Raw genomic sequence first — 20056 nt, 5'->3', positions numbered from 1 at the left:
TTCATTTAGATGTTTACCGTTTGCAAGCCCGTTCGCAAGCTGGCGAAATCCGCAGCTGTCCTGGCCACCGCAGCATTTTTGGCTGCATGCGAGCCGGGCGGGCTAGGTGGAGGTCCCTCGATCAACACGTCCAAACCAGTGCCTGTCGCCCTTCTGGTTCCCAGCGGCTCGCCCCAATCCGGTGATGCGTCTCTGGCTCGAAGCCTCGAGAATGCGGCGCGGTTGGCGATGTCCGATCTGCAGAACGTTCAGATCGATCTGCGCGTCTATGACACGGCGGGTAGTGCCGCAACAGCGTCCACCGTTGCTCAGCAGGCGGTGTCGGATGGCGCCAAGATCATCATTGGGCCCGTTTATGCACAGGCGGCCAACGCCGCCGGCCTTGCGGTTCTGAACAACAACGTCAACGTCCTGTCGTTTTCGAACAACACCAGCATTGCCGGCGGCAATGTCTTTGTTCTGGGGCCAACATTTGAAAACACGGCGAACCGTCTGGTCAGCTATGCGGGGCAACAGGGCAAAACTGGGGTGGTCATTGTGCACAGCAACGATGCCGCTGGTCAGCTTGGGCAATCCGCCATTGCCGGCGCACTAACTAACAGCCGGGTCAACAATGCCGGCACAGTCGGATATGACCGGTCGCAACAAGGTGTGATCAACTCGGTCCCGACCATCAAGGCGACGGTGGATGCAAACGCCGCCGATTCGATCTTTCTAACCTCAACTACAGCCGGAGCTTTGCCATTGCTCACGCAGCTGTTGCCTGAGGCCGGCGTTTCGCCAGCAACAACGCAGTACATCGGCTTGACGCGCTGGGATATACCGTCGCAAACGCTGGAACTGCCCGGTGTTCAGGGCGGGTGGTTCGCCTTGCCTGACCCAGCCAAGGCGCAAGCGTACCGTCAGCGTTACAATGCGACTTACGGCGAGGCGCCGCACCCCATCAGCGGGCTGGCTTATGATGGCATCGCCGCGATCGCCGCGTTGGTTAGTCAGGGGAAATCCGATGCTTTGACCGGCGCTGCCCTCACACAAAACGCAGGCTTTCAAGGTGTAGGCGGAATTTTCCGTCTGCGTCCGAATGGTACCAACGAACGCGGTCTGGCTGTGGCCACGATCCAGAACAAACAGGTGGTTGTGATTGACCCTGCCCCACAAAGCTTCTCTGGCGCCGGATTCTGATCAGCTCGCACAAACCGGTGCGCCCAATGGTGCGTTGATCTGTCCGGCTGAAGAAATTTTCGACAGTGTCGGAGTTTCCACTCGGTTATCGAGCGCCTTCGGGACCAGCAAAGACAACTCGGCTATACGCGCCGAAACGGTGCGTATTCTGCGAGATGCGCAAAAATCCGGCCGCAAAGCCATTGCGCAGGCCTTCGCCCAGCGCCCCTTTGACGCGCGCCCTTTGACGCGCTCGTACACCTATCTGACCGACCAGCTAGTTTGCACGGCCATGCGCGTCTCCAGTGAACGTCTGCACCCGCTGGCGACTCCGACGCAGGGCGAAAAGATCGCCGTTCTGGCGGTCGGAGGGTACGGGCGCGGGGAAATGGCGCCGTCTTCAGACGTGGACCTGCTGTTTCTGACGCCATATAAAATCACCGCCTGGGCCGAGAGTGTAATCGAGTCCATGCTCTACATCTTGTGGGACCTGCGGCTGAAGGTTGGCCATTCCTCGCGCACGATAAAAGATTGTCTGCGCCTGGGCGGCGATGATTTCACGATCAGAACCGCAATGTTGGAACAGCGTTATCTGGCTGGCGACAAGGTACTGGCAGCCGAATTGGAACAGCGTCTAAAAAGCGATCTGTTCAAAGGCAGCGAACGCGAATTTATCGAAGCTAAACTGCAAGAACGCGACGCGCGCCACCTAAAGCAGGGCGAGCGATACATGGTCGAGCCCAACGTCAAAGAGGGCAAAGGCGGGTTGCGCGACCTACAGTCGCTTTATTGGATCGCAAAGTACATCTACGGCGTTCAGGATGTGGCCGAGCTCGTACCATTGGGTTTGTTTACACCAGAAGAGTTCAAGGGCTTCGTCCAGGCCGAAGATTTCCTTTGGGCCGTCCGTTCGCACCTTCATCTGGTGACCGGGCGTGCGACGGAGCAACTGACATTCGATTTGCAGGTCGAAGTGGCCGACCGTATGGGATACGAGGACCGCGCCGGGCGACGCGCAGTCGAGGTTTTCATGCAGCGCTATTTCCGCGAGGCCACACGCGTCGGCGAGCTGACTCGGATTTTCCTGACTAAGCTGGAGGCGGCCCACATGAAAGGCGCGCCAATGCTGGAACGCATCTTTCGCCGCCGCCCCCGGGTCAAGGCAGGGTACCAGGTTGTCCATGGCCGTCTGGACGTGGCGGACCCGGAAAAGTTTCTGTCAGACAAAGTCAACATTCTGCGGCTGTTCGAAGAGGGGTTGCGCACCGGATTACTGATCCACCCGGACGCAATGCGGCTGGTGACTGCCAATCTGAACCTTTTCGATGACGACATGCGCAACAACAAGGAAGCTCGGCGCATTTTCCTTGATCTGATGCTCAAGCACGGCAACCCGGAACGCGCCCTGCGGCGGATGAACGAGCTGGGCGTCTTGTCCGCGTTTCTGCCTGAGTTTGAGCACATCGTGGCGATGATGCAATTCAACATGTATCACAGCTACACGGTGGACGAGCATACCATTCAGTGCATTGTCAATCTCGCCCAGATCGAGCGCGGCGAACTGGTTGAATCGCTGCCTCTGGCCTCGTCCATTCTGAAAGAGGGCGTCAATCGCAGGGTTCTTTATGTGGCCCTGCTGCTGCATGACATCGCGAAGGGACGGCCCGAGGATCATTCGATCCTGGGCGCACAGATTGCGCGCAAGGTGGCACCGCGCCTGGGATTGAACAAAGCAGATTCCGAGACTGTCGAATGGCTGGTGCGGTATCATCTGCTGATGTCGGATATGGCTCAGAAACGCGACATCTCCGATCCGCGGACTGTCCGCGACTTTGCCAAGGCGGTTCAGACCGTCAAACGGCTGGACCTGCTGACTGTGCTGACGGTTTGCGATATCCGCGGCGTGGGGCCGAATACCTGGAACAACTGGAAAGCCACCTTGCTCCGCGCCTTGCACGCAGAAACCAAACGCGCGCTTGAAACCGGTATGGAAGACCTGAACCGAGCCAATCGCGGAGCCGAAGCCAAGAAAGCACTACGGGCAGCGTTGTCAGACTGGACCAAGACAGACCTCAAAACAGAAACAGGACGCCACTACGCGCCTTATTGGCAAGGTCTGAAACTGTCGACCCATGTGGAATTTGCCGAAATGTTGCGTACGCTGGAACTTGGGGGCGATCCCGGCGAAATGGAGATCCGACTGCACCCTGATGAGGATCGCGACGCCACCCGTGCGTGTTTTGCCATGGGGGATCACCCCGGTATCTTTGCTCGCATCGCAGGCGCACTGGCGCTGGTTGGTGCCAATGTTGTGGATGCCCGAAGTTATACGACCAAAGATGGGTACGTAACGGATGCATTCTGGATACAGGACGCCGAAGGACACCCGTTCGAGGCATCCCGCCTGCCCCGCCTGACGCAAATGATTCACAAAACGCTCAAAGGCGAAGTCGTGGCCCGGGACGCACTGAAATCCCGCGACAAGATCAAAAAGCGTGAACGCGCATTCAACGTGCCGACACATATCACCTTCGACAATGACGGATCAGAAATCTACACCATCATCGAGGTCGACACCCGCGACCGGCCCGGCCTGCTTTATGACCTGACTCGGACACTGGCAGCGGCGAATGTCTATATCGCCAATGCGGTGATCGCGACCTATGGGGAACAGGTGGTAGATACCTTCTACGTCAAGGATATGTTTGGCCTGAAATACCACTCAGAAAGCAAACAGCGCGGCTTAGAGAGCAAACTACGTACCGCCATCACCGAAGGTGCGGAGCGCGCCGCCTCATGAAACAAATCCGGTTGTTCTCGGGCCTGTTCACAGTTGGTTTCTGGACTCTGGCCAGCCGAATTCTGGGCTTCCTGCGAGAGATTCTGCTGACCGCCTATATCGGCCCCGGCCCGGTGATGGATGCTTTTGTCGCCGCCTTCCGCCTGCCGAACATGTTCCGCCGCTTCTTTGCCGAGGGTGCGTTTAACGCGGCCTTTGTGCCGATGTTTTCCAAACGCCTGGAAGGCGACGAGAATGCGCAAGGCTTCGCGCAGGACGCATTCAACCTGCTCGCTGTGGCCGTATTGGCCTTGGTTGGGCTGGCCATGGTGTTCATGCCCGGACTGGTCTGGCTAACCGCCGAAGGGTTTTATGGCGACGAGCGCTTTGATCTCGCCGTCGACTATGGGTACGTGGTTTTCCCCTATATCCTGTTCATGTCGCTAGCCGCGCTGTTCTCTGGCGTCCTGAACGCTACGGGCCGGTTTGCGGCAGCAGCTGCTGCTCCAGTTTTGTTGAACATCTTCGCCTGTTCAGCGCTGATATTTGGCGCGATGTCAGGGGGCGAGGTGATTTGGTGGCTGATCACCGTTATCCCCGTTGCGGGTGTCGCCCAGCTTATTCTCGTCTGGGTCGCGACCGAACGGGCGGGTTTCCGAATACGCCCGGGGATGCCCAAACTCAGCCCGGAAATGCGCAATCTGGTTCGTATAGCTGTCCCCGCAGCTCTGGCAATGGGGGTTACGCAGGTCAATCTGGTTGTGGGTCAGCTGGTTGCCTCCAAAACAGAAAAGGCGGTCAGCTGGTTGTTTGCCGCCGACCGTCTGTATCAACTGCCTTTGGGAGTGGTCGGTATCGCGGTGGGGATCGTGTTGCTACCCGACCTGTCCCGCCGCCTGCGGGCCGATGACAAAGCAGGCGCACGCAATGCGTTTTCTCGGGCCGGAGAGTTCATGCTTTTGCTGACGATCCCGTCGACAGTGGCGTTTGTAATTGTTCCTAATCCGCTGGTATCGGTGTTGTTCCAACGCGGTCAGTTCAGTGCTGAAGATACCACGGCAACTGCTCTGGCCGTGGCGATCTATGGCATTGGGTTGCCTGCCTTCATGTTGCAAAAGCTGCTGCAACCGTTGTTTTTCGCGCGAGAAGATACCCGCTCGCCATTCCACTATGCCATTGTTGCCATGGTGGTGAATGCAGTCTTGGCCTTCGGCCTTTACCCGGTGGTCGGATGGATCGCACCGGCCATCGCGGCATCGACCGCCGGCTGGGCCATGGTCGTCCTGCTGGTCATAGGCGCGCGACGGATGGGGGACGAGGCGCGGTTCGACGACCGTTTCAAACGCCGGGCATGGCGAATTGTGGCGGCCTCGGCAGGAATGGGCGTAGTCCTATTCGCAGCGATCAACCTATTCGGATGGGCTTTTGAGCTTTCAGGTTGGCGCTATCTGGCCCTGCTCCTGTTAATCGCAGTTGCAGCGACCGCCTATTTCTTCCTTGGGCACGTCTTCAAGGCCTTTGAAATCTCGGATTTCAAGCGCGCCCTGCGCCGCTCGTAAAAGATCAATCCCGGCGGATACGACCAACAATACGCGCCCAACCGCCGGGGGCCAGAAAGAAGGACAAGCCAAACCCCGTGGCAAATCCGCCCAAATCTGCCACCCAGTCCGGCGTGCCGCCAAAGATCAGGCCGAACAAAAGCTGAATGCCCATCAGAACGGCAATCAATTGAAATGCCCGCGCCTGGTTTTCCCCGACCAGAGATAGCTTACGCCACAACAGCCATGTGAACGCGCCGATCAGACCGTAGACTGGTGGAAAACCTCCGACCAGAGGATAGGCCGGATCCAGCAGCAGCGCGTAGACCAGCGCGCCGCCCACTCCCGACAGGACAAAGATCAGCAACATCGCAACGCCGCCAAAAACCTCGGCGACCATCTTGCCCATGGCCAATACGAAAACGCAGACAAAAATGGCCTGCGTGAAGCTGCCTGACACGAAGGGGTAAGTCACAAAACGGATGACATGTTCGAACGGCCAGCGTCCATTCTGAAGCATCCAATCGAAGATATCTGGTGAAAATGAGTAATGCTGTAGCGCATCCAACCGCCAGCCCACCGCTGATGGTCCTCCGATCAGCCCCCGGCTTCCCAGCATAAAGGCCAGTTCGATCCCCATGATGAACAGGGTCAAAGCCACCACGACGGGCGGCAATGGGTTCACGGGCGGTGCATAATGCTCACTGCTCATTGGGCTGGCCTTTCGAGGCTGTTGACGTCCCTTGGCCTCATGGGTAAGCGACGGGGGCTGATTTTTCCAGACGGGAGTTCCCTTCGATGACTGAGACCCAGTTCACGCCGCGCGTGTTTTCCGGCATCCAGCCTTCGGGAAACCTGCACCTTGGCAATTACCTGGGTGCGCTAAAGCGTTTTGTCGATATGCAGGGCCCCGAGATGGAGACGGTCTATTGCATGGTCGACCTTCACGCGATCACCGTGTGGCAAGACCCCAAGGAGCTGGCGCACTCAACCCGCGAATTGTGTGCAGGTTTCATCGCAGCCGGAATCGACCCCGAGGGATCGATCCTGTTCAACCAAAGCCAGGTTCCTGAACATGCGCAACTGGCTTGGATTTTCAATTGCGTCGCCCGCATGGGCTGGATGCAACGGATGACACAGTGGAAAGACAAGGCGGGAAAGAACCAGCAGAACGCCTCGCTGGGGCTGTTCGCCTACCCGTCTCTTATGGCCGCGGACATCCTGACCTATCACGCGACCCATGTGCCAGTGGGCGATGACCAGAAACAGCATCTTGAGTTGACCCGGGACATTGCGATCAAATTCAACAATGACTTTGGTGTCGATTTCTTCCCGATCACCGAGCCTGTTATCGAGGGCGCTGCAACCCGTGTCATGAGCCTGCGGGACGGGTCAAAGAAGATGTCGAAGTCAGATCCGTCCGATATGAGCCGGATCAACATGACCGACGATGCCGACGCCATTGCCAAAAAGATTCGCAAGGCAAAAACGGATCCGGGTGCCCTGCCTTCCGAAGTAAAGGGCCTGGAAGACCGACCCGAAGCACGGAACCTGGTGAATATCTATGCCGCGCTCAGTGATCAGACTGTCGAACAAGTTCTGGCCGAAGCGGGCGGTAAGCAATTTGGTGAATTCAAACCCATGCTTGCCGAATTGGCCGTTTCCAAACTGTCGCCGATCTCGACCGAAATGGCGCGATTGATGGGCGACGAGGCCGAGATTGACCGTATTCTGGCCCGTGGTGCTGAGCGAGCGCGGGAAATTGCGGCTCCGATCCTGCGGCAGACCTACGAAATCGTGGGCATGGTCGGCGCAAAATAGCGCTGATTACGCTGGACCTTGGTGCAACGCCTTCCTAGGTTTGCCAAAAGCTTGGGAGGGCGCATGGCAGTCGGCAAGAATATCCGTACTTATTTCGAAGGTCGGTGGCACGACGGTGACGCCCCCATTATGCGCGCGGCAGATCACGGTGCCTGGCTGGGATCGTCTGTCTTTGACGGCGCCCGGTTTTTCGACAAAGTGACACCCGATCTTGATGCACATTGCGCCCGTGTGAACCGCTCGGCCGAGGCGTTGATGCTGACACCGACCGTCACGACGGAACAGATGGTAGAGATTGTCAAAGAAGGCTTGCAGGCCTATGGGCCAGATGCCGCAGTTTACATCCGTCCGATGTATTGGGGCATCGACGGGGATGCCACTGCGATCGTTCCGCAGGAAAACAGTACCGGCTTTGCCGTCTGCCTGGAGGAAATCCCGATGGCATCCGAAACCGCATCGGCCACGCTGACCACCACACGCTTTCGCCGCCCATTGTTGGAATCCGCGGTGGTGAATGCCAAGGCAGGATGCCTCTACCCGAACAATGCCAGAATGCTGCATGAGGCTCGGTCCAAAGGATTTGCGAACGCCCTGGTCGCTGATGCAATGGGACATGTAGCCGAAACGGCCACGGCCAATATCTTCATGGTCCGTGACGGCGAGGTGTTTACCCCGATCCCCAATGGCACGTTCCTCGCCGGCATCACCCGCGCGCGTCACATCAAGAATCTGCGTACAGACGGTGTGACGGTCCACGAAACTGTTCTGAGTTTCGACGATTTCCACAATGCCGACGAAGTGTTCATGTCCGGCAACATGAACAAGGTCACCCCGATCACGGCGCTGGATGACACGCAATACCAGATTGGCCCTATTGCCCGTCGAGCCCGCGAAATGTACTGGGATTGGGCGGCCAGCACACGCTAGGCCATCCCGTTCCAGTTGCCAGGGCGCAACCGGTCGGGCATGATCCCGGAAAATAATGAGGACAATCATGCGCAAATTCCTGGTCGTTCTGGATGACAGCCGCGAATGCCTGAACGCTATGCGTTTTGCTGCGATGCGTGCGGCCCATACTGGTGGCGGTGTTACAATTCTGTCGGTGATTCCACCGGATGAATTCAACCACTGGATCGGTGTGGCCGAAGTCATGCGCGAAGAGGCCCGCGAACGGATCCACGCACATTTCGAAGTTTTCGCGAAATGGATGCGCGACAAACAAAGCGTGGAGCCCGAATTGGCCATTCGCGAGGGTGATCCGGTGCCTCAGATCATCGAACACGTTCAGGCCGACCCGGAGATCGGCGTGCTCGTTCTGGGCGCAGGCACGGACAAGAAAGGGCCCGGACCGCTTGTGACTCAGCTTACCCGCAACTCAGGCAGCCTACCGATTCCGATCACCATCGTTCCAGGCGACTTGAGCAAGGAAAAGCTGGAAGAGATCACCTGAAAGCGATCGTATGGCCACGCAGATCCAGTTCTGGTTCGATTTTGCCTCGACCTATTCCTACGTCAGCGCGATGCGGATCGAGCGGGCCGCGTCAGCAAAAGGAGTTAGCGTTTCGTGGCAGCCATTCCTGCTGGGCCCGATCTTTGCCGAACAGGGATGGAACAACTCTCCGTTTAATATCTATCCTGCCAAGGGGCGCTACATGTGGCGCGACATGGAACGTCTGTGTGCTGAGCATGACCTGCCCTTTCAGCGCCCGGCCGAGTTTCCGCGTAACAGCCTTAGGGCAGCGCGCCTGGCACTAGCCATCGAATCCCAAGACCAAAGAGCACAATTTGTTCGCTCGGTTTATTCCGCCGAATTCGGCTCGGGCCACGATATTTCGGATGAAGCCATTCTGGCAGATTGCCTGAGCGCTTCTGACGCACCCCCTGATTTGCTTTCTCGTACAGGTGACGCAGAAATCAAGGCCAAGCTCCATGAACAAGTAGGTCAAGCAAAAACCCTTGGAATCTTCGGCGCCCCGAGTTTTGTTTCCGGGGATGAGCTATTTTGGGGTGACGACCGCCTCGACAGCGCAATTGCTTACGCATCCAAGATTTAGAATCGTTCCAAATCTTGACTTCCCTTGCCTGCGCGCGCATATCAAAGGCAACCCAAACGGAGCCGCGCTATGTTCATCCAGACCGAATCCACCCCCAACCCGGCCACCCTGAAATTTTTACCTGGTCAGACAGTTCTGGACGCTGGCACAGCTGATTTTCCAACTGCTGAAGCCGCAGGAAAATCTCCACTGGCACAACGCATTTTTGGCGTAAACGGCGTAACGGGCGTGTTCTTCGGGAATGATTTCGTCACGGTTACCAAATCCGACGACGTACAATGGGATCACATCAAACCCGCGATTCTGGGCGCGGTGATGGAGCATTACCAGTCCGGTCAGCCCGTCATGGGCGCAGGCGTTGAAACGGCGCCTGCCCATGCCGAACACACCGGTGAAGATGCCGAAATCGTCAACCAGATCAAAGACCTGCTGGACAGTCGCGTGCGTCCTGCCGTGGCGCAAGACGGTGGTGACATAACCTTCCACGGCTTTGACCGGGGGGTTGTCTATCTGCATATGCAAGGGGCTTGCGCGGGTTGTCCCTCCTCGACCCTCACATTGAAGATGGGGATCGAGAACCTGCTGCGTCACTACATTCCCGAAGTGACCGAGGTTCGTCCGGTTGCCGTCTGACCTGACAGTATTGGCATTCGACACGTCGGCCGCGCATTGCGCGGCCGCTTTGCTGCGCGCTGGCCGCATCGTGATATCCCGTTTCGAACCTATGACACGCGGGCAGGCTGAACGCCTGATGCCGCTGCTTGAAGAAGTTCTGAGCGAAGCTGGGTGCAGTTGGCAGGATCTCGACGCCATTGGCGTTGGCACCGGCCCCGGCAATTTCACAGGCATACGCATTTCGGTCGCCGCCGCGCGGGGCCTCGCACTTGGCCTTGGGGTTCCGGCCATCGGGATTGATGGATTTGATGCATTGGCGGAATTTGCGCCAGACGGTCAAATCCCTGCGATAAGTGCACCTCGCGAACAGGCTTACATCCGATTGCCCAATGAAGAGCCTAAACTGATCGCGCTTGAGCAACTTGAATTGCCTTGTCCCCTTTTTTTCTGCGACGATCCCGCGGCCCAAGTGCGCGCGATTGCTACGATTGCCGCGCGCAGGGCAACGACTGTGGCTGAACCTCCTGCACCGCTCTATGTCCGACCGGCGGATGCTGCGCCGTCTAAGGATTTACCGCCAGTGATGTTGGACGAATGACACCGCACGACATGGCAGCAACTCATGCAGCGGCGTTTCTAAATTCGCGCCCCTGGACGGCTGAAGAGTTTGCTGATCTGCTGGCCAACCCATTTGTACAAGCTGTTGGCAGCCCACGGTGTTTTGCCCTGTTCAAAGTTGTCGTGGATGAGGCCGAATTGCTGACCATTGCGACCCACCCCGCCCATCAGCGACGGGGTTTGGCCCGGCAATGCATGGCAGAGTGGCACCTTGTCGCGCAGAAATTGGGTGCGGCCCGCGGTTTTTTAGACGTCGCTGCGGATAATCACCCGGCAATCGCTTTGTATAAGGCCTGTGGCTATGTCCCGTGCGGGTCGCGGAAGGAATATTACCTACGTGAAAACGGCCCAAAAGTGGACGCTGTCCTAATGGAATGTGCCCTGGATCGGCCCTAAGTAAAGTTTTTTGAACCGTTTGGTCAAATTTCTGTTGACCCAACCTGTTGCAAACGGCCTTAATTCCCGCCATCACAACAGTTATGCTCGCTCTGAGTGGGTAATCGAGGCTATCTTGGCCTCGGACCAACGATAACAACGGGAGTAAGAAATGACCCTGATGAAATCCTTGATGGGTGCCGCAGCTGCAGTTGCGCTGACTGCAGGCGCTGCCATGGCCGAACCGGCTCTGATCTTTGATCTGGGCGGCAAGTTCGACAAGTCGTTCAACGAAGCCGCGCACAACGGCGCCTCGCGCTGGGCCGAAGAAACCGGTGGTAGCTATCGCGAAATCGAGCTTCAGTCCGAAGCGCAGCGTGAACAGGCCCTGCGTCGCTTTGCCGAGGCGGGCGCGAACCCGATCATAACCATGGGCTTTGCCATGGCCGACCCGCTGTCTGCCGTTGCAGGGGATTACCCTGACACCAAGTTCGTCGCGGTTGATGTGAACTGGCTGGAGAACCCGAACATTCGTCAGGTCAGCTTTGCCGAGCACGAAGGCTCTTATCTGGTTGGCATGATGGCCGCGATGGCGTCGCAGTCAGGCACCGTGGGTTTCATCGGTGGCATGGACATCCCACTGATCCGTCACTTTGGCTGCGGATATGCCCAGGGCGCCAAGGCTGTAAACCCTGACGTCAATGTTGTTGCCAATATGACCGGCACCACTCCGGCGGCCTGGAACGACCCGGTGAAGGGTTCGGAACTGACCAAAGCTCAGATCAGCCAGGGCGCTGACGTGATCTATGCTGCTGCTGGCGGTACAGGCGTTGGTGTTCTTCAGACCGCGGCCGACGAAGGTATCCTATCGATCGGCGTTGACAGCAACCAGAACCACCTGCATCCGGGCAAAGTCCTTACTTCGATGCTGAAACGCGTAGACGTTGCTGTTTATGACGCAATGAGTGCGGGTGAAGGTGTCGAAACCGGAGTCTTCACTATGGGCCTGGCTGAAGAGGGTGTTGGCGTAGCAATGGACGACAACAACGCGGCACTGGTGTCAGAAGACATGCAAGCCGCTGTCGACAAGGCACGTCAGGACATCATCGACGGCAACGTCGCGGTTGTAAGCTACTACGAGAACGACAGCTGCCCGGCGCTGCAGTTCTGATATCGCGTGGGACGGGGACCCCCCCGTCCCGCTTCCACTCTGCCGCTTTGCCATTTGGCAATCGTGCAACCCCTTCGGCAATTGAGGACAAGACATGACCGTCCCCGCCATTGAGCTCAAAGGGATATCCAAAGCCTTTGGGCCGGTTCAGGCCAACAAGGACATTTCCATCAGCGTCGCCCCCGGCACGATCCACGGAATCATCGGTGAGAACGGTGCGGGCAAGTCCACGCTGATGAGCATTCTCTACGGTTTCTACAAAGCAGACAAAGGTGAGATCTGGATCAACGGTCAAAAGACCGACATCCCCGACAGCCAGGCCGCGATTGCAGCCGGTATCGGGATGGTTTTCCAGCATTTCAAGCTGGTCGAAAATTTCACCGTACTTGAAAACATCATTCTGGGCGCCGAAGACGGCGGACTGCTTGCCCCGTCGTTGACCAAGGCGCGCAAAGAGCTGAAAGAGCTTGAGGAAGAATACGAGCTGTTCGTCGACCCGGACAAGCGCATCGATAAAATCGGCGTTGGGGCCCAGCAGCGTGTAGAGATCCTTAAAGCGCTTTATCGTCGGGCAGAGATTCTGATTCTGGACGAACCAACGGGCGTTCTGACCCCAGCCGAGGCGGATCAGCTTTTCCGTATCCTCGACCGTTTGCGGGCAGAAGGAAAAACGATCATCCTGATAACCCACAAGCTGCGCGAGATCATGGAGGCCACCGATACCGTCTCCGTGATGCGTCGTGGCCAGATGACGGCAACCGTCAAAACCGCGGAAACCAATCCGCAGGAACTGGCCGAACTGATGGTTGGCCGCAAGGTTCTGTTGCAGGTGGACAAAGTTCCGGCGCAACCCGGAAAACCGATACTCGAAATTGAAAATCTGCGTGTCATCGACGAAGCGGGTGTCGAGCGCGTCAAGGGCATCGACTTGGCCGTCCGCGCGGGCGAGATCGTCGGTATCGCCGGTGTCGCCGGCAACGGACAGTCGGAGTTGCTCGAGGTCCTGGGCGGGATGCGCCCCGGGATAGGTTCGATCAAACTGAACGGTGCGCCTCTGGCACTAAGCGGTGCCGGATCAGACGGTCAAGCGCGGCGCGCGCAACATATTGCGCACGTTCCAGAAGACCGTCAGCGCGAAGGGCTGATCATGGATTTCCACGCTTGGGAAAATGTGGCTTTCGGCTATCACCGTGATCCGGCTTACAATCGCGGTATTTTCATGGACAACGCTGCCCTACGCGCCGACACCGAACGCAAGATCGAGAAATTCGACGTGCGCCCACCCGATGGATGGCTGTCTGCCAAGAACTTTTCGGGCGGCAATCAGCAGAAAATCGTTGTTGCACGTGAGATAGAACGCAACCCCGACTTGTTGCTAGTTGGTCAGCCGACCCGAGGCGTGGATATCGGCGCGATCGAGTTCATTCACAAACAGATCGTCGCACTGCGCGATCAGGGTAAAGCGATCTTGCTGGTCTCAGTTGAGCTCGAAGAAATCTTCTCGCTTTCCGACCGGATCGCCGTGATGTTTGACGGACATATTATGGGCGAGCGCCTGCCCCACGAAACAGATGAAAAAGAACTTGGCCTTCTGATGGCCGGTGTTGCGGGGGAGGCCGCGTAACATGGAAAAGATGCCCAAATGGGCCGATGTGGTGCTGATCCCTGTCATCAGCTTGATATTGGCCGCAATACTGTCAGCGCTGGTCATCCTCGCCATCGGTGAAAACCCTGTCGAGGCAGTGAACCTGATGGTCACCGGCGCGCTGGGGTCAACATATGGCTGGGGTTATACGCTTTACTACGCCACGAACTTCATGTTCACCGGCCTTGCCGTGGCCGTGGCGTTCCATGCGCGCCTATTCAACATCGGTGGTGAAGGTCAGGCGATGTTGGGCGGTCTTGGTGTCGCCATGGTCTGCCTCTATATTCCCTGGCCACACTGGAGCATAGCTTTGCTCGCAGCGTGCGCGGGGTCCATGTTGTTTGGGGCCGCCTGGGCCGCCATCCCGGCCTATCTGCAGGCGAAACGCGGCAGCCACATCGTGATCACCACGATCATGTTCAACTTCATTGCAGCCGCTTTCCTGAACTACATGCTGGTGAACGTGATGCGCCCGCAGGGTTCGATGGACCCGGCAACTGCACGCTTCCCCGAAGCAGTGCATCTGCCAACCTTCCAATCGATGTTCTCGACTGCTGAAAATGTTGTTTTCCGCGGCGCCCCTGCCAACGTCTCGTTCTTCGTGGCAATACTGGCCTGTTTTGTCGTCTGGGCGCTGATCTGGCGCACGCGGCTGGGATATGAGATTCGTGCTTACGGCCACTCGGAAACCGGTGCTGTCTATGCCGGTATCTCCCCCGTGCGCATCACCATCGTCGCCATGCTGATCTCGGGCGCTCTGGCGGGTCTGATGGCGACAAACAACGTCATGGGCGAGGCAGAACGACTGGTTCTGAATTCGACCGAAGGCGCGGGCTTTATCGGCATCGCGGTGGCGCTGATGGGGCGATCCCATCCATTTGGTGTTTTCCTGGCGGCAATCCTGTTCGGGTTCCTCTATCAGGGCGGTGCCGAACTGGCGCTTTGGACCTCAATCCCGCGCGAACTGATCGTGGTCATCCAGGCGCTTGTGATTCTGTTCACCGGAGCACTGGACAACATGGTGCGTATGCCGCTTGAGAAGCTGTTCATGGCACTGCGGAAAGGGTCGGCCTGATGGAGTTCTTTCTAACACTGATCCAGGTCCTCGATTCAACCGTCCGTTTGGCCACGCCTTTGCTGCTGGCCTGTCTGGCAGGGCTTTATTCCGAACGCGCCGGGATCTTCGACATCGGGCTTGAAGGCAAGATGTTGATGGCCGCCTTCTTCTCTGCTGCTGTCGCAGCTGTGACAGGTTCGGTCTGGCTGGGGCTTTTGGCAGGTATTGCATCTTCGCTGGTGTTATCAGGCCTGCATGGGATGGCTTCGATCACGTTCCGGGGCAATCAGTTGATCTCGGGTGTTGCCATCAACTTTCTAGCTGCCGGTATGACGGTTCTTGTGGCCCAGAGCTGGTTCAGCCAAGGCGGGCGCACACCGTCCCTTTTCGGCGGCGGACGGTTTGAGCCAATCAACTTTCCTTTTGCCGAGTCGCTCAGTGGCGTTCCGATATTCGGACCCATCTATTCCGAGCTGCTGTCAGGGCATTCGATCCTTGTCTACATCGCGTTCCTGATGGTTCCGGCAACCTGGTGGATTCTGTTCCGCACCCGGTTCGGCCTGCGTCTGCGCGCGGTGGGCGAAAACCCAGCAGCTGTGGATACCGCAGGTGTTTCGGTTGTCGGCCTGCGTTATGCCGCCGTTGCGATCTGCGGTATTTTGTGCGGCATAGCAGGGGCTTATCTGGCCACGGCGTTGCAGGCCGGTTTCGTCAAGGACATGACCGCCGGGCGAGGGTTCATCGCGCTGGCCGCGTTGATCTTTGCAAAGTGGCGGCCCTGGCACGCAATGGGGGCCTGCTTGCTGTTCGGATTACTGCAGGCGATTGCCCTTCGGTTCCAGAACATTGATCTGGGTGGCGTGGTCATTCCAGTGCAGGTGATGGATGCCCTGCCCTATATCCTGACAGTGGTGATTTTGGCCGGGTTTGTTGGCAAAGCCGTTCCTCCGCGCGCAGGCGGCGAACCCTATGTGAAAGAACGCTGATAGGTCCAGTTCAGGACACATGTTCAGTCCTGATTGCTGCAAAGCGGCATGCAGAGTTGATTTTGCATGCCGCAACCGCTCTAAGGGGGTATGGATGCATCCCGCTTCACCTTGTTCAACATGGAAATCCCCTGTGCTCGAACGGCGTTAGGGATGTGCTCTTTTCGGTCCGCGCTCTGCGTTCCGCCACTTGAGATTAATGTCACCAGAGGCTTTGTCGCGTTGCACGGCGCAGCCGGGACCGTTTAGAAGTAGCCATGCAGATTTACCTACCCATCGCCGAAGTCTCAGTGAACGCCTTTTTGCTGTTTGGGCTGGGCGGTATGGTCGGAATCCTTTCCGGCATGTTCGGCGTCGGGGGCGGGTTCCTGATGACGCCCCTGTTGTTCTTTATAGGCATTCCGCCTGCAGTCGCTGTGGCAACCGAGGCAAACCAGATTGTCGCCTCTTCGTTTTCAGGCGTTCTGGCGCATTTTCGACGAAAAACCGTTGATCTAAAAATGGGCTCGGTTTTATTGGTCGGAGGCTTGGCCGGGGCCGCACTGGGTGTGGTTGTATTCAACTACCTCAAAAGCCTGGGTCAGGTCGATCTGCTGGTCAAGCTTTGCTACGTCGTATTCCTTGGTGTCATCGGCGGTCTGATGTTTATCGAAAGCGTCAATGCACTGCGCAAATCACGTAAGGCTGGCACAACGGCACCCAAAAGACGGCAACGTGGTTGGATTCATGCGATGCCGTTCAAAATGCGGTTTCGAACTTCGGGCCTGTATATTTCGGTAATCCCGCCAATCGCCGTGGGTCTGTTTGTCGGCGTGTTGTCAGCCATCATGGGTGTCGGCGGAGGTTTCATCATGGTGCCCGCCATGATCTACCTGCTAGGCATGCCGACCAAGGTGGTTGTCGGCACGTCGTTGTTTCAGATTATCTTCGTCACTGCCTTCACCACCATGTTGCATGCCACAACAAACTATACCGTCGATGTGGTTCTGGCCGTTCTGCTTTTGGTCGGCGGCGTTGTCGGTGCCCAGATCGGTACGGTCATCGGGGCTCGGATGCCTGCCGAACAGCTTCGTGTTCTGCTTGCCGCGCTGGTTTTGGTAGTCTGCGGGAAACTGGGACTTGATCTGCTGCTGCAACCGGCCGAGCTGTTTTCGCTGGGCGACACAGGGGGGCATTGATCATGATCCGAATGATTGCCGCACTGTGTTTGCTCTGCCTGCCCGCACTAGCCGCAGAGGAACAGGTGGTTCTGGGCCTCAGCCAGGATCGCGTGTCAATCACGGCCAATTTCGACGGTTCGGAAATCCTCATTTTCGGGGCGGTCAAGCGCGAGGCGCCTATTCCTGAAGGACCCCCGCTGGAGGTGATCGTTTCGGTTGTCGGCCCTTCCGAACCGGTGACGGTCCGGCGCAAGGAAAGAAAATTCGGGATTTGGGTGAATACAGACAGTGTTCTAGTTGATTCCGCGCCCAGCTTCTATGCGGTCGCGACCAGTGCTCCGTTTGATGACATCCTGACAGACACAGAAGATCTGCGCTATCGTATTTCGATCGAGCGCGCCATCCGCTCGGTCGGGGCCGCTATGCATATTCGAGGCGCGCAGGACTTTGCCGACGCGGTCATTCGTATCCGCAAGGCAGAGCACCTTTACTCGGTCCGGGAAAACACCGTGGCCGTAGACGAGCAAACCCTGTTTCGAACTTCCATAGAAATGCCCGCAGATCTGACTGAAGGCGATTACCTGGCACGTATATTTTTGACGCGTGATGGGGAAATTGTTTCACAGCTTGAGACTGTCATTGATGTACGCAAGGTTGGGCTGGAACGGTTCCTTTACAACCTGTCCCGCGAACAGCCCATTTGGTACGGACTCATGTCGCTGGCTATAGCCATTGCCGCTGGCTGGGGTGCTTCGACAGCTTTCCGTCTGTTGCGGGAAAGCTGACCGCTAACCGCGACCAATATAGGGCATCGTCGTTGCCATCACGGTCATAAATTGCACGTTTGCCTCGGGCGGCAGACAGGCCATGTGCAACACTGACGCCGCTGCATTCGCGACGTCCATGGTCGGATCAGGCGTACGCCCCTCAGCGATGGCGGTGTCGACAAGGTCTTGCACTATCGGTGTTCTGGCATTGCCGATGTCAATTTGACCACAGGCAATCCCGAAAGCGCGCCCATCCAGAGACAGGCTGCGGGTTAACCCGGTGATGGCATGTTTCGTTGTCGTGTAATGCACCGAGTTAGGCCGTGGCACGTGCGCTGAAATGGACCCGTTGTTGATGATACGACCACCCTGAGGCGACTGCCGCCGCATCGAGGCAAAGGCCGAGCGAGCGCAAAAAAACATGCCGTTCAGGTTCACGTTGACGGATTGCGACCAATCCTCCAGTGCAATTTCGTCAATCGTTCCGCCGGGCGCAAAAACTCCCGCGTTGTTGAACAATACATCCAGCCGCCCTGCACGATCCGTAAAAGTCGCAAAGGCCGTTTCCACCGCATCGGGATCGGTTACATCCGCAATCAACGGGATCGCATTATCATGGCTTTCCGCCATCGCATTTAGCGTTACGGCGCCGCGCGCCAACAGCCCAACGGTCCAGCCCTCTGCCAGAAACAGTTCAACCGTGGCGCGGCCTATGCCGGAACTTGCACCCGTGACGATGATGGTTTTCATATCTCTTCCGCCTCCAAGGTCAGCGACGCCGCCGGAATCGACCGCAAGTCATCCACTCGCAGCGGATATGTTGGTTTGGACAAGCGATTGCGAACAACCCAGATCAGCCTTTGCTGCGCACGTGTGATTGCTACATAAGCTAAACGTTTCCACAACGGTTGTCCGGCCTCGGTCCGGCCCATGCGCGCTGCCGCATAGATGTCTGGCGCAAACACCTGAACCGTATCCCACTGCGAACCCTGCGCCTTGTGGATCGTGACAGCAGCCCCATGCAGGAAAGTCGCACCCATGCGCGCGGCAAAGGGGATAAACGGTTCTTCTTCATCTGGCTTTTCAATCTGCACGATTGATGCCGCACTGACCTGCGGGTCCTCGGCCCCCATAACATGCAGCCGTGAGAAACCCGGCTTCCGTCCCGGCCCCAAATAGATGACCTGTGCACCTTTGATCAGTCCTCTGGCTTCAAGATCCAAACGTTTCTTACGGTGCTTCAGCGGCAATTCGATGCCATCACAGATCAGCGGCTCGCCCTCCAGCAATTCGGTGTCCGGGGCACCATGAACATTGCGAAAGGCCTGAATCAGCCGGATGCGAGTGGCGTTGCGCCAGACGAGAACTGGGCTGCGGGCCATCAGATCGACCTCGACCCGCTGTCCCCAAACCACGCGATCATCCTTGCGGGCGGTCTCTTCGATAAGGCGTTCGAAATCCTCGAAACCCATGGTCGGATCGGACAGGGCATGAGCAAGGTCGAGGATCGGGTTATCGGCAGTCTGCCGGTGTACACGGTGCAGAGTCAGCTTGCGTGGCTCTGGCAGGCTTTCGAAAACCATCGAACCAGATTGGTTTACCGGTGCCAACTGCGCCGGATCACCAAACAGAATTAGAGTAGGAAATATTTCTTGAAGGTCTTCGAACTGCCGGTCATCCAGCATCGAAGCTTCATCAATGAACCCGATGTCCAAAGGCTCATCCCGGCGCTTCCAACCAGTGATGAAATCCGAACCACGCAAACCCGCCGCCGCCAATGCGCCAGGGATAGATTTGTTGTTGGCATAGAACGCAGCGGCGCGGTCAAGAGCTTCGTCCGTCAATCCTTCGATTTCAGGCCGCTCGTCATTGCCTGCCAGCCACTCAGCGATGCGTTCGTATTCCGGATCGTAAACCGGTGTGTAGAGGATCCGGTGAATAGTCGTTGCCGGAACGCCGCGCAGACGCAAAACACTTGCGGCCTTGTTGGTCGGCGCCAGAATGGCGAGGCTGCGTTTGTCGCGGCTCTTGCGGCTTTCGAAATCGCCCGAGACAATCTGAACGCCAGTTTCAGCTAGTGCCTTGTATAGTTCTGCCAGCAACAGGGTTTTACCTGATCCAGCCTTACCAATTACCGCCATAACTCCTGATTTTCCGGCGCCGGGCAGCTTCAGCAGGGCGTCGTCATCCAGGTCAACACCCGCGGTTTTGAGCATCGCTGAGATACTGTCAAACGCAGCGGCCTGGTCTTCGGAAAAGGTCACGAGGGGCAAGGACATGGCGCGACCCTACAGGGCCGCGCCATCCTC

At 57.5% G+C, this 20056-nt stretch carries 19 protein-coding genes; 16 read left to right on the top strand and 3 right to left on the bottom strand.

Annotated elements, in window-relative coordinates; genetic code table 11:
• The first annotated feature begins 9 nt into the window (after positions 1–9).
• Genes AC2TCY_RS16330 through murJ form a run of 3 tightly spaced genes read left to right on the top strand, consistent with a single transcriptional unit; the run spans position 10 to position 5499 of the window.
• Positions 10–1182 (top strand): penicillin-binding protein activator, encoded by a 1173-nt coding sequence (locus AC2TCY_RS16330; RefSeq protein WP_480848935.1) that lies wholly within the window; start codon positions 10–12, stop codon positions 1180–1182.
• Entirely contained in the window at positions 1142–3961 is a 2820-nt protein-coding gene (locus AC2TCY_RS16325; protein ID WP_480848934.1) for a [protein-PII] uridylyltransferase, read from the top strand. The genes AC2TCY_RS16330 and AC2TCY_RS16325 overlap by 41 nt, the downstream gene beginning before the upstream one ends.
• Entirely contained in the window at positions 3958–5499 is a 1542-nt protein-coding gene (gene murJ, locus AC2TCY_RS16320) for a murein biosynthesis integral membrane protein MurJ (RefSeq protein ID WP_480848933.1), read from the top strand. Before AC2TCY_RS16325 ends, murJ begins: the two co-directional genes overlap by 4 nt.
• Positions 5500–5503: 4 nt before the next feature.
• On the opposite strand, the gene AC2TCY_RS16315 is transcribed toward murJ, so the two are convergent.
• Entirely contained in the window at positions 5504–6190 is a 687-nt protein-coding gene (locus AC2TCY_RS16315) for a rhomboid family intramembrane serine protease (RefSeq protein ID WP_480848932.1), read from the bottom strand.
• 86 nt (positions 6191–6276) lie between these two features.
• On the opposite strand from AC2TCY_RS16315, the gene trpS reads away from it, so the two are divergent.
• From trpS to AC2TCY_RS16250, 13 genes are all read left to right on the top strand, one after another.
• Positions 6277–7299, top strand: a complete 1023-nt coding sequence (gene trpS / locus AC2TCY_RS16310) for a tryptophan--tRNA ligase (RefSeq protein ID WP_480848931.1) — start codon at positions 6277–6279, stop codon at positions 7297–7299.
• A gap of 63 nt (positions 7300–7362) precedes the next feature.
• Positions 7363–8226, top strand: a complete 864-nt coding sequence (locus AC2TCY_RS16305; protein WP_480848930.1) for a branched-chain amino acid aminotransferase — start codon at positions 7363–7365, stop codon at positions 8224–8226.
• Positions 8227–8293: 67 nt separating this feature from the next.
• Positions 8294–8749 (top strand): universal stress protein, encoded by a 456-nt coding sequence (locus AC2TCY_RS16300; protein WP_480848928.1) that lies wholly within the window; start codon positions 8294–8296, stop codon positions 8747–8749.
• Positions 8750–8759: 10 nt separating this feature from the next.
• Complete coding sequence (locus AC2TCY_RS16295; protein WP_480848927.1) at positions 8760–9353, top strand: DsbA family protein; 594 nt, start codon at positions 8760–8762, stop codon at positions 9351–9353.
• A gap of 69 nt (positions 9354–9422) precedes the next feature.
• The gene (locus AC2TCY_RS16290) at positions 9423–9986 is read left to right on the top strand and encodes a NifU family protein (RefSeq protein WP_480848925.1); all 564 of its coding nucleotides are present in this window, start codon (positions 9423–9425) and stop codon (positions 9984–9986) included.
• Positions 9976–10566, top strand: coding sequence for a tRNA (adenosine(37)-N6)-threonylcarbamoyltransferase complex dimerization subunit type 1 TsaB (gene tsaB, locus AC2TCY_RS16285; protein WP_480848924.1), 591 nt, complete (start codon positions 9976–9978; stop codon positions 10564–10566). Before AC2TCY_RS16290 ends, tsaB begins: the two co-directional genes overlap by 11 nt.
• Complete coding sequence (locus AC2TCY_RS16280) at positions 10563–10982, top strand: GNAT family N-acetyltransferase (RefSeq protein ID WP_480848922.1); 420 nt, start codon at positions 10563–10565, stop codon at positions 10980–10982. Before tsaB ends, AC2TCY_RS16280 begins: the two co-directional genes overlap by 4 nt.
• 151 nt (positions 10983–11133) lie before the next feature.
• Complete coding sequence (locus AC2TCY_RS16275) at positions 11134–12132, top strand: BMP family lipoprotein (RefSeq protein WP_480848920.1); 999 nt, start codon at positions 11134–11136, stop codon at positions 12130–12132.
• A 94-nt stretch (positions 12133–12226) separates the two neighbouring features.
• Positions 12227–13756, top strand: coding sequence for an ABC transporter ATP-binding protein (locus AC2TCY_RS16270; protein WP_480848918.1), 1530 nt, complete (start codon positions 12227–12229; stop codon positions 13754–13756).
• 1 nt (position 13757) lies between these two features.
• Entirely contained in the window at positions 13758–14852 is a 1095-nt protein-coding gene (locus AC2TCY_RS16265) for an ABC transporter permease (protein WP_480848916.1), read from the top strand.
• Positions 14852–15820: an ABC transporter permease gene (locus AC2TCY_RS16260; RefSeq protein WP_480848914.1), complete on the top strand. Its 969-nt coding sequence runs from the start codon at positions 14852–14854 to the stop codon at positions 15818–15820. The genes AC2TCY_RS16265 and AC2TCY_RS16260 overlap by 1 nt, the downstream gene beginning before the upstream one ends.
• A gap of 257 nt (positions 15821–16077) precedes the next feature.
• Positions 16078–16998, top strand: a complete 921-nt coding sequence (locus AC2TCY_RS16255) for a sulfite exporter TauE/SafE family protein (protein WP_480848912.1) — start codon at positions 16078–16080, stop codon at positions 16996–16998.
• A 2-nt stretch (positions 16999–17000) separates the two neighbouring features.
• Positions 17001–17765, top strand: coding sequence for a TIGR02186 family protein (locus AC2TCY_RS16250; RefSeq protein ID WP_480848911.1), 765 nt, complete (start codon positions 17001–17003; stop codon positions 17763–17765).
• Positions 17766–17768: 3 nt separating this feature from the next.
• On the opposite strand, the gene AC2TCY_RS16245 is transcribed toward AC2TCY_RS16250, so the two are convergent.
• Positions 17769–18497, bottom strand: coding sequence for an SDR family oxidoreductase (locus tag AC2TCY_RS16245; protein ID WP_480848909.1), 729 nt, complete (start codon positions 18495–18497; stop codon positions 17769–17771).
• Complete coding sequence (locus AC2TCY_RS16240; RefSeq protein ID WP_480848907.1) at positions 18494–20026, bottom strand: ATP-dependent DNA helicase; 1533 nt, start codon at positions 20024–20026, stop codon at positions 18494–18496. Before AC2TCY_RS16240 ends, AC2TCY_RS16245 begins: the two co-directional genes overlap by 4 nt.
• Positions 20027–20056: the final 30 nt, after the last annotated feature.

This window comes from Ruegeria sp. HKCCD7181 (assembly GCF_057221055.1).
This window is presented reverse-complemented; position numbering and strand designations above follow the sequence as displayed.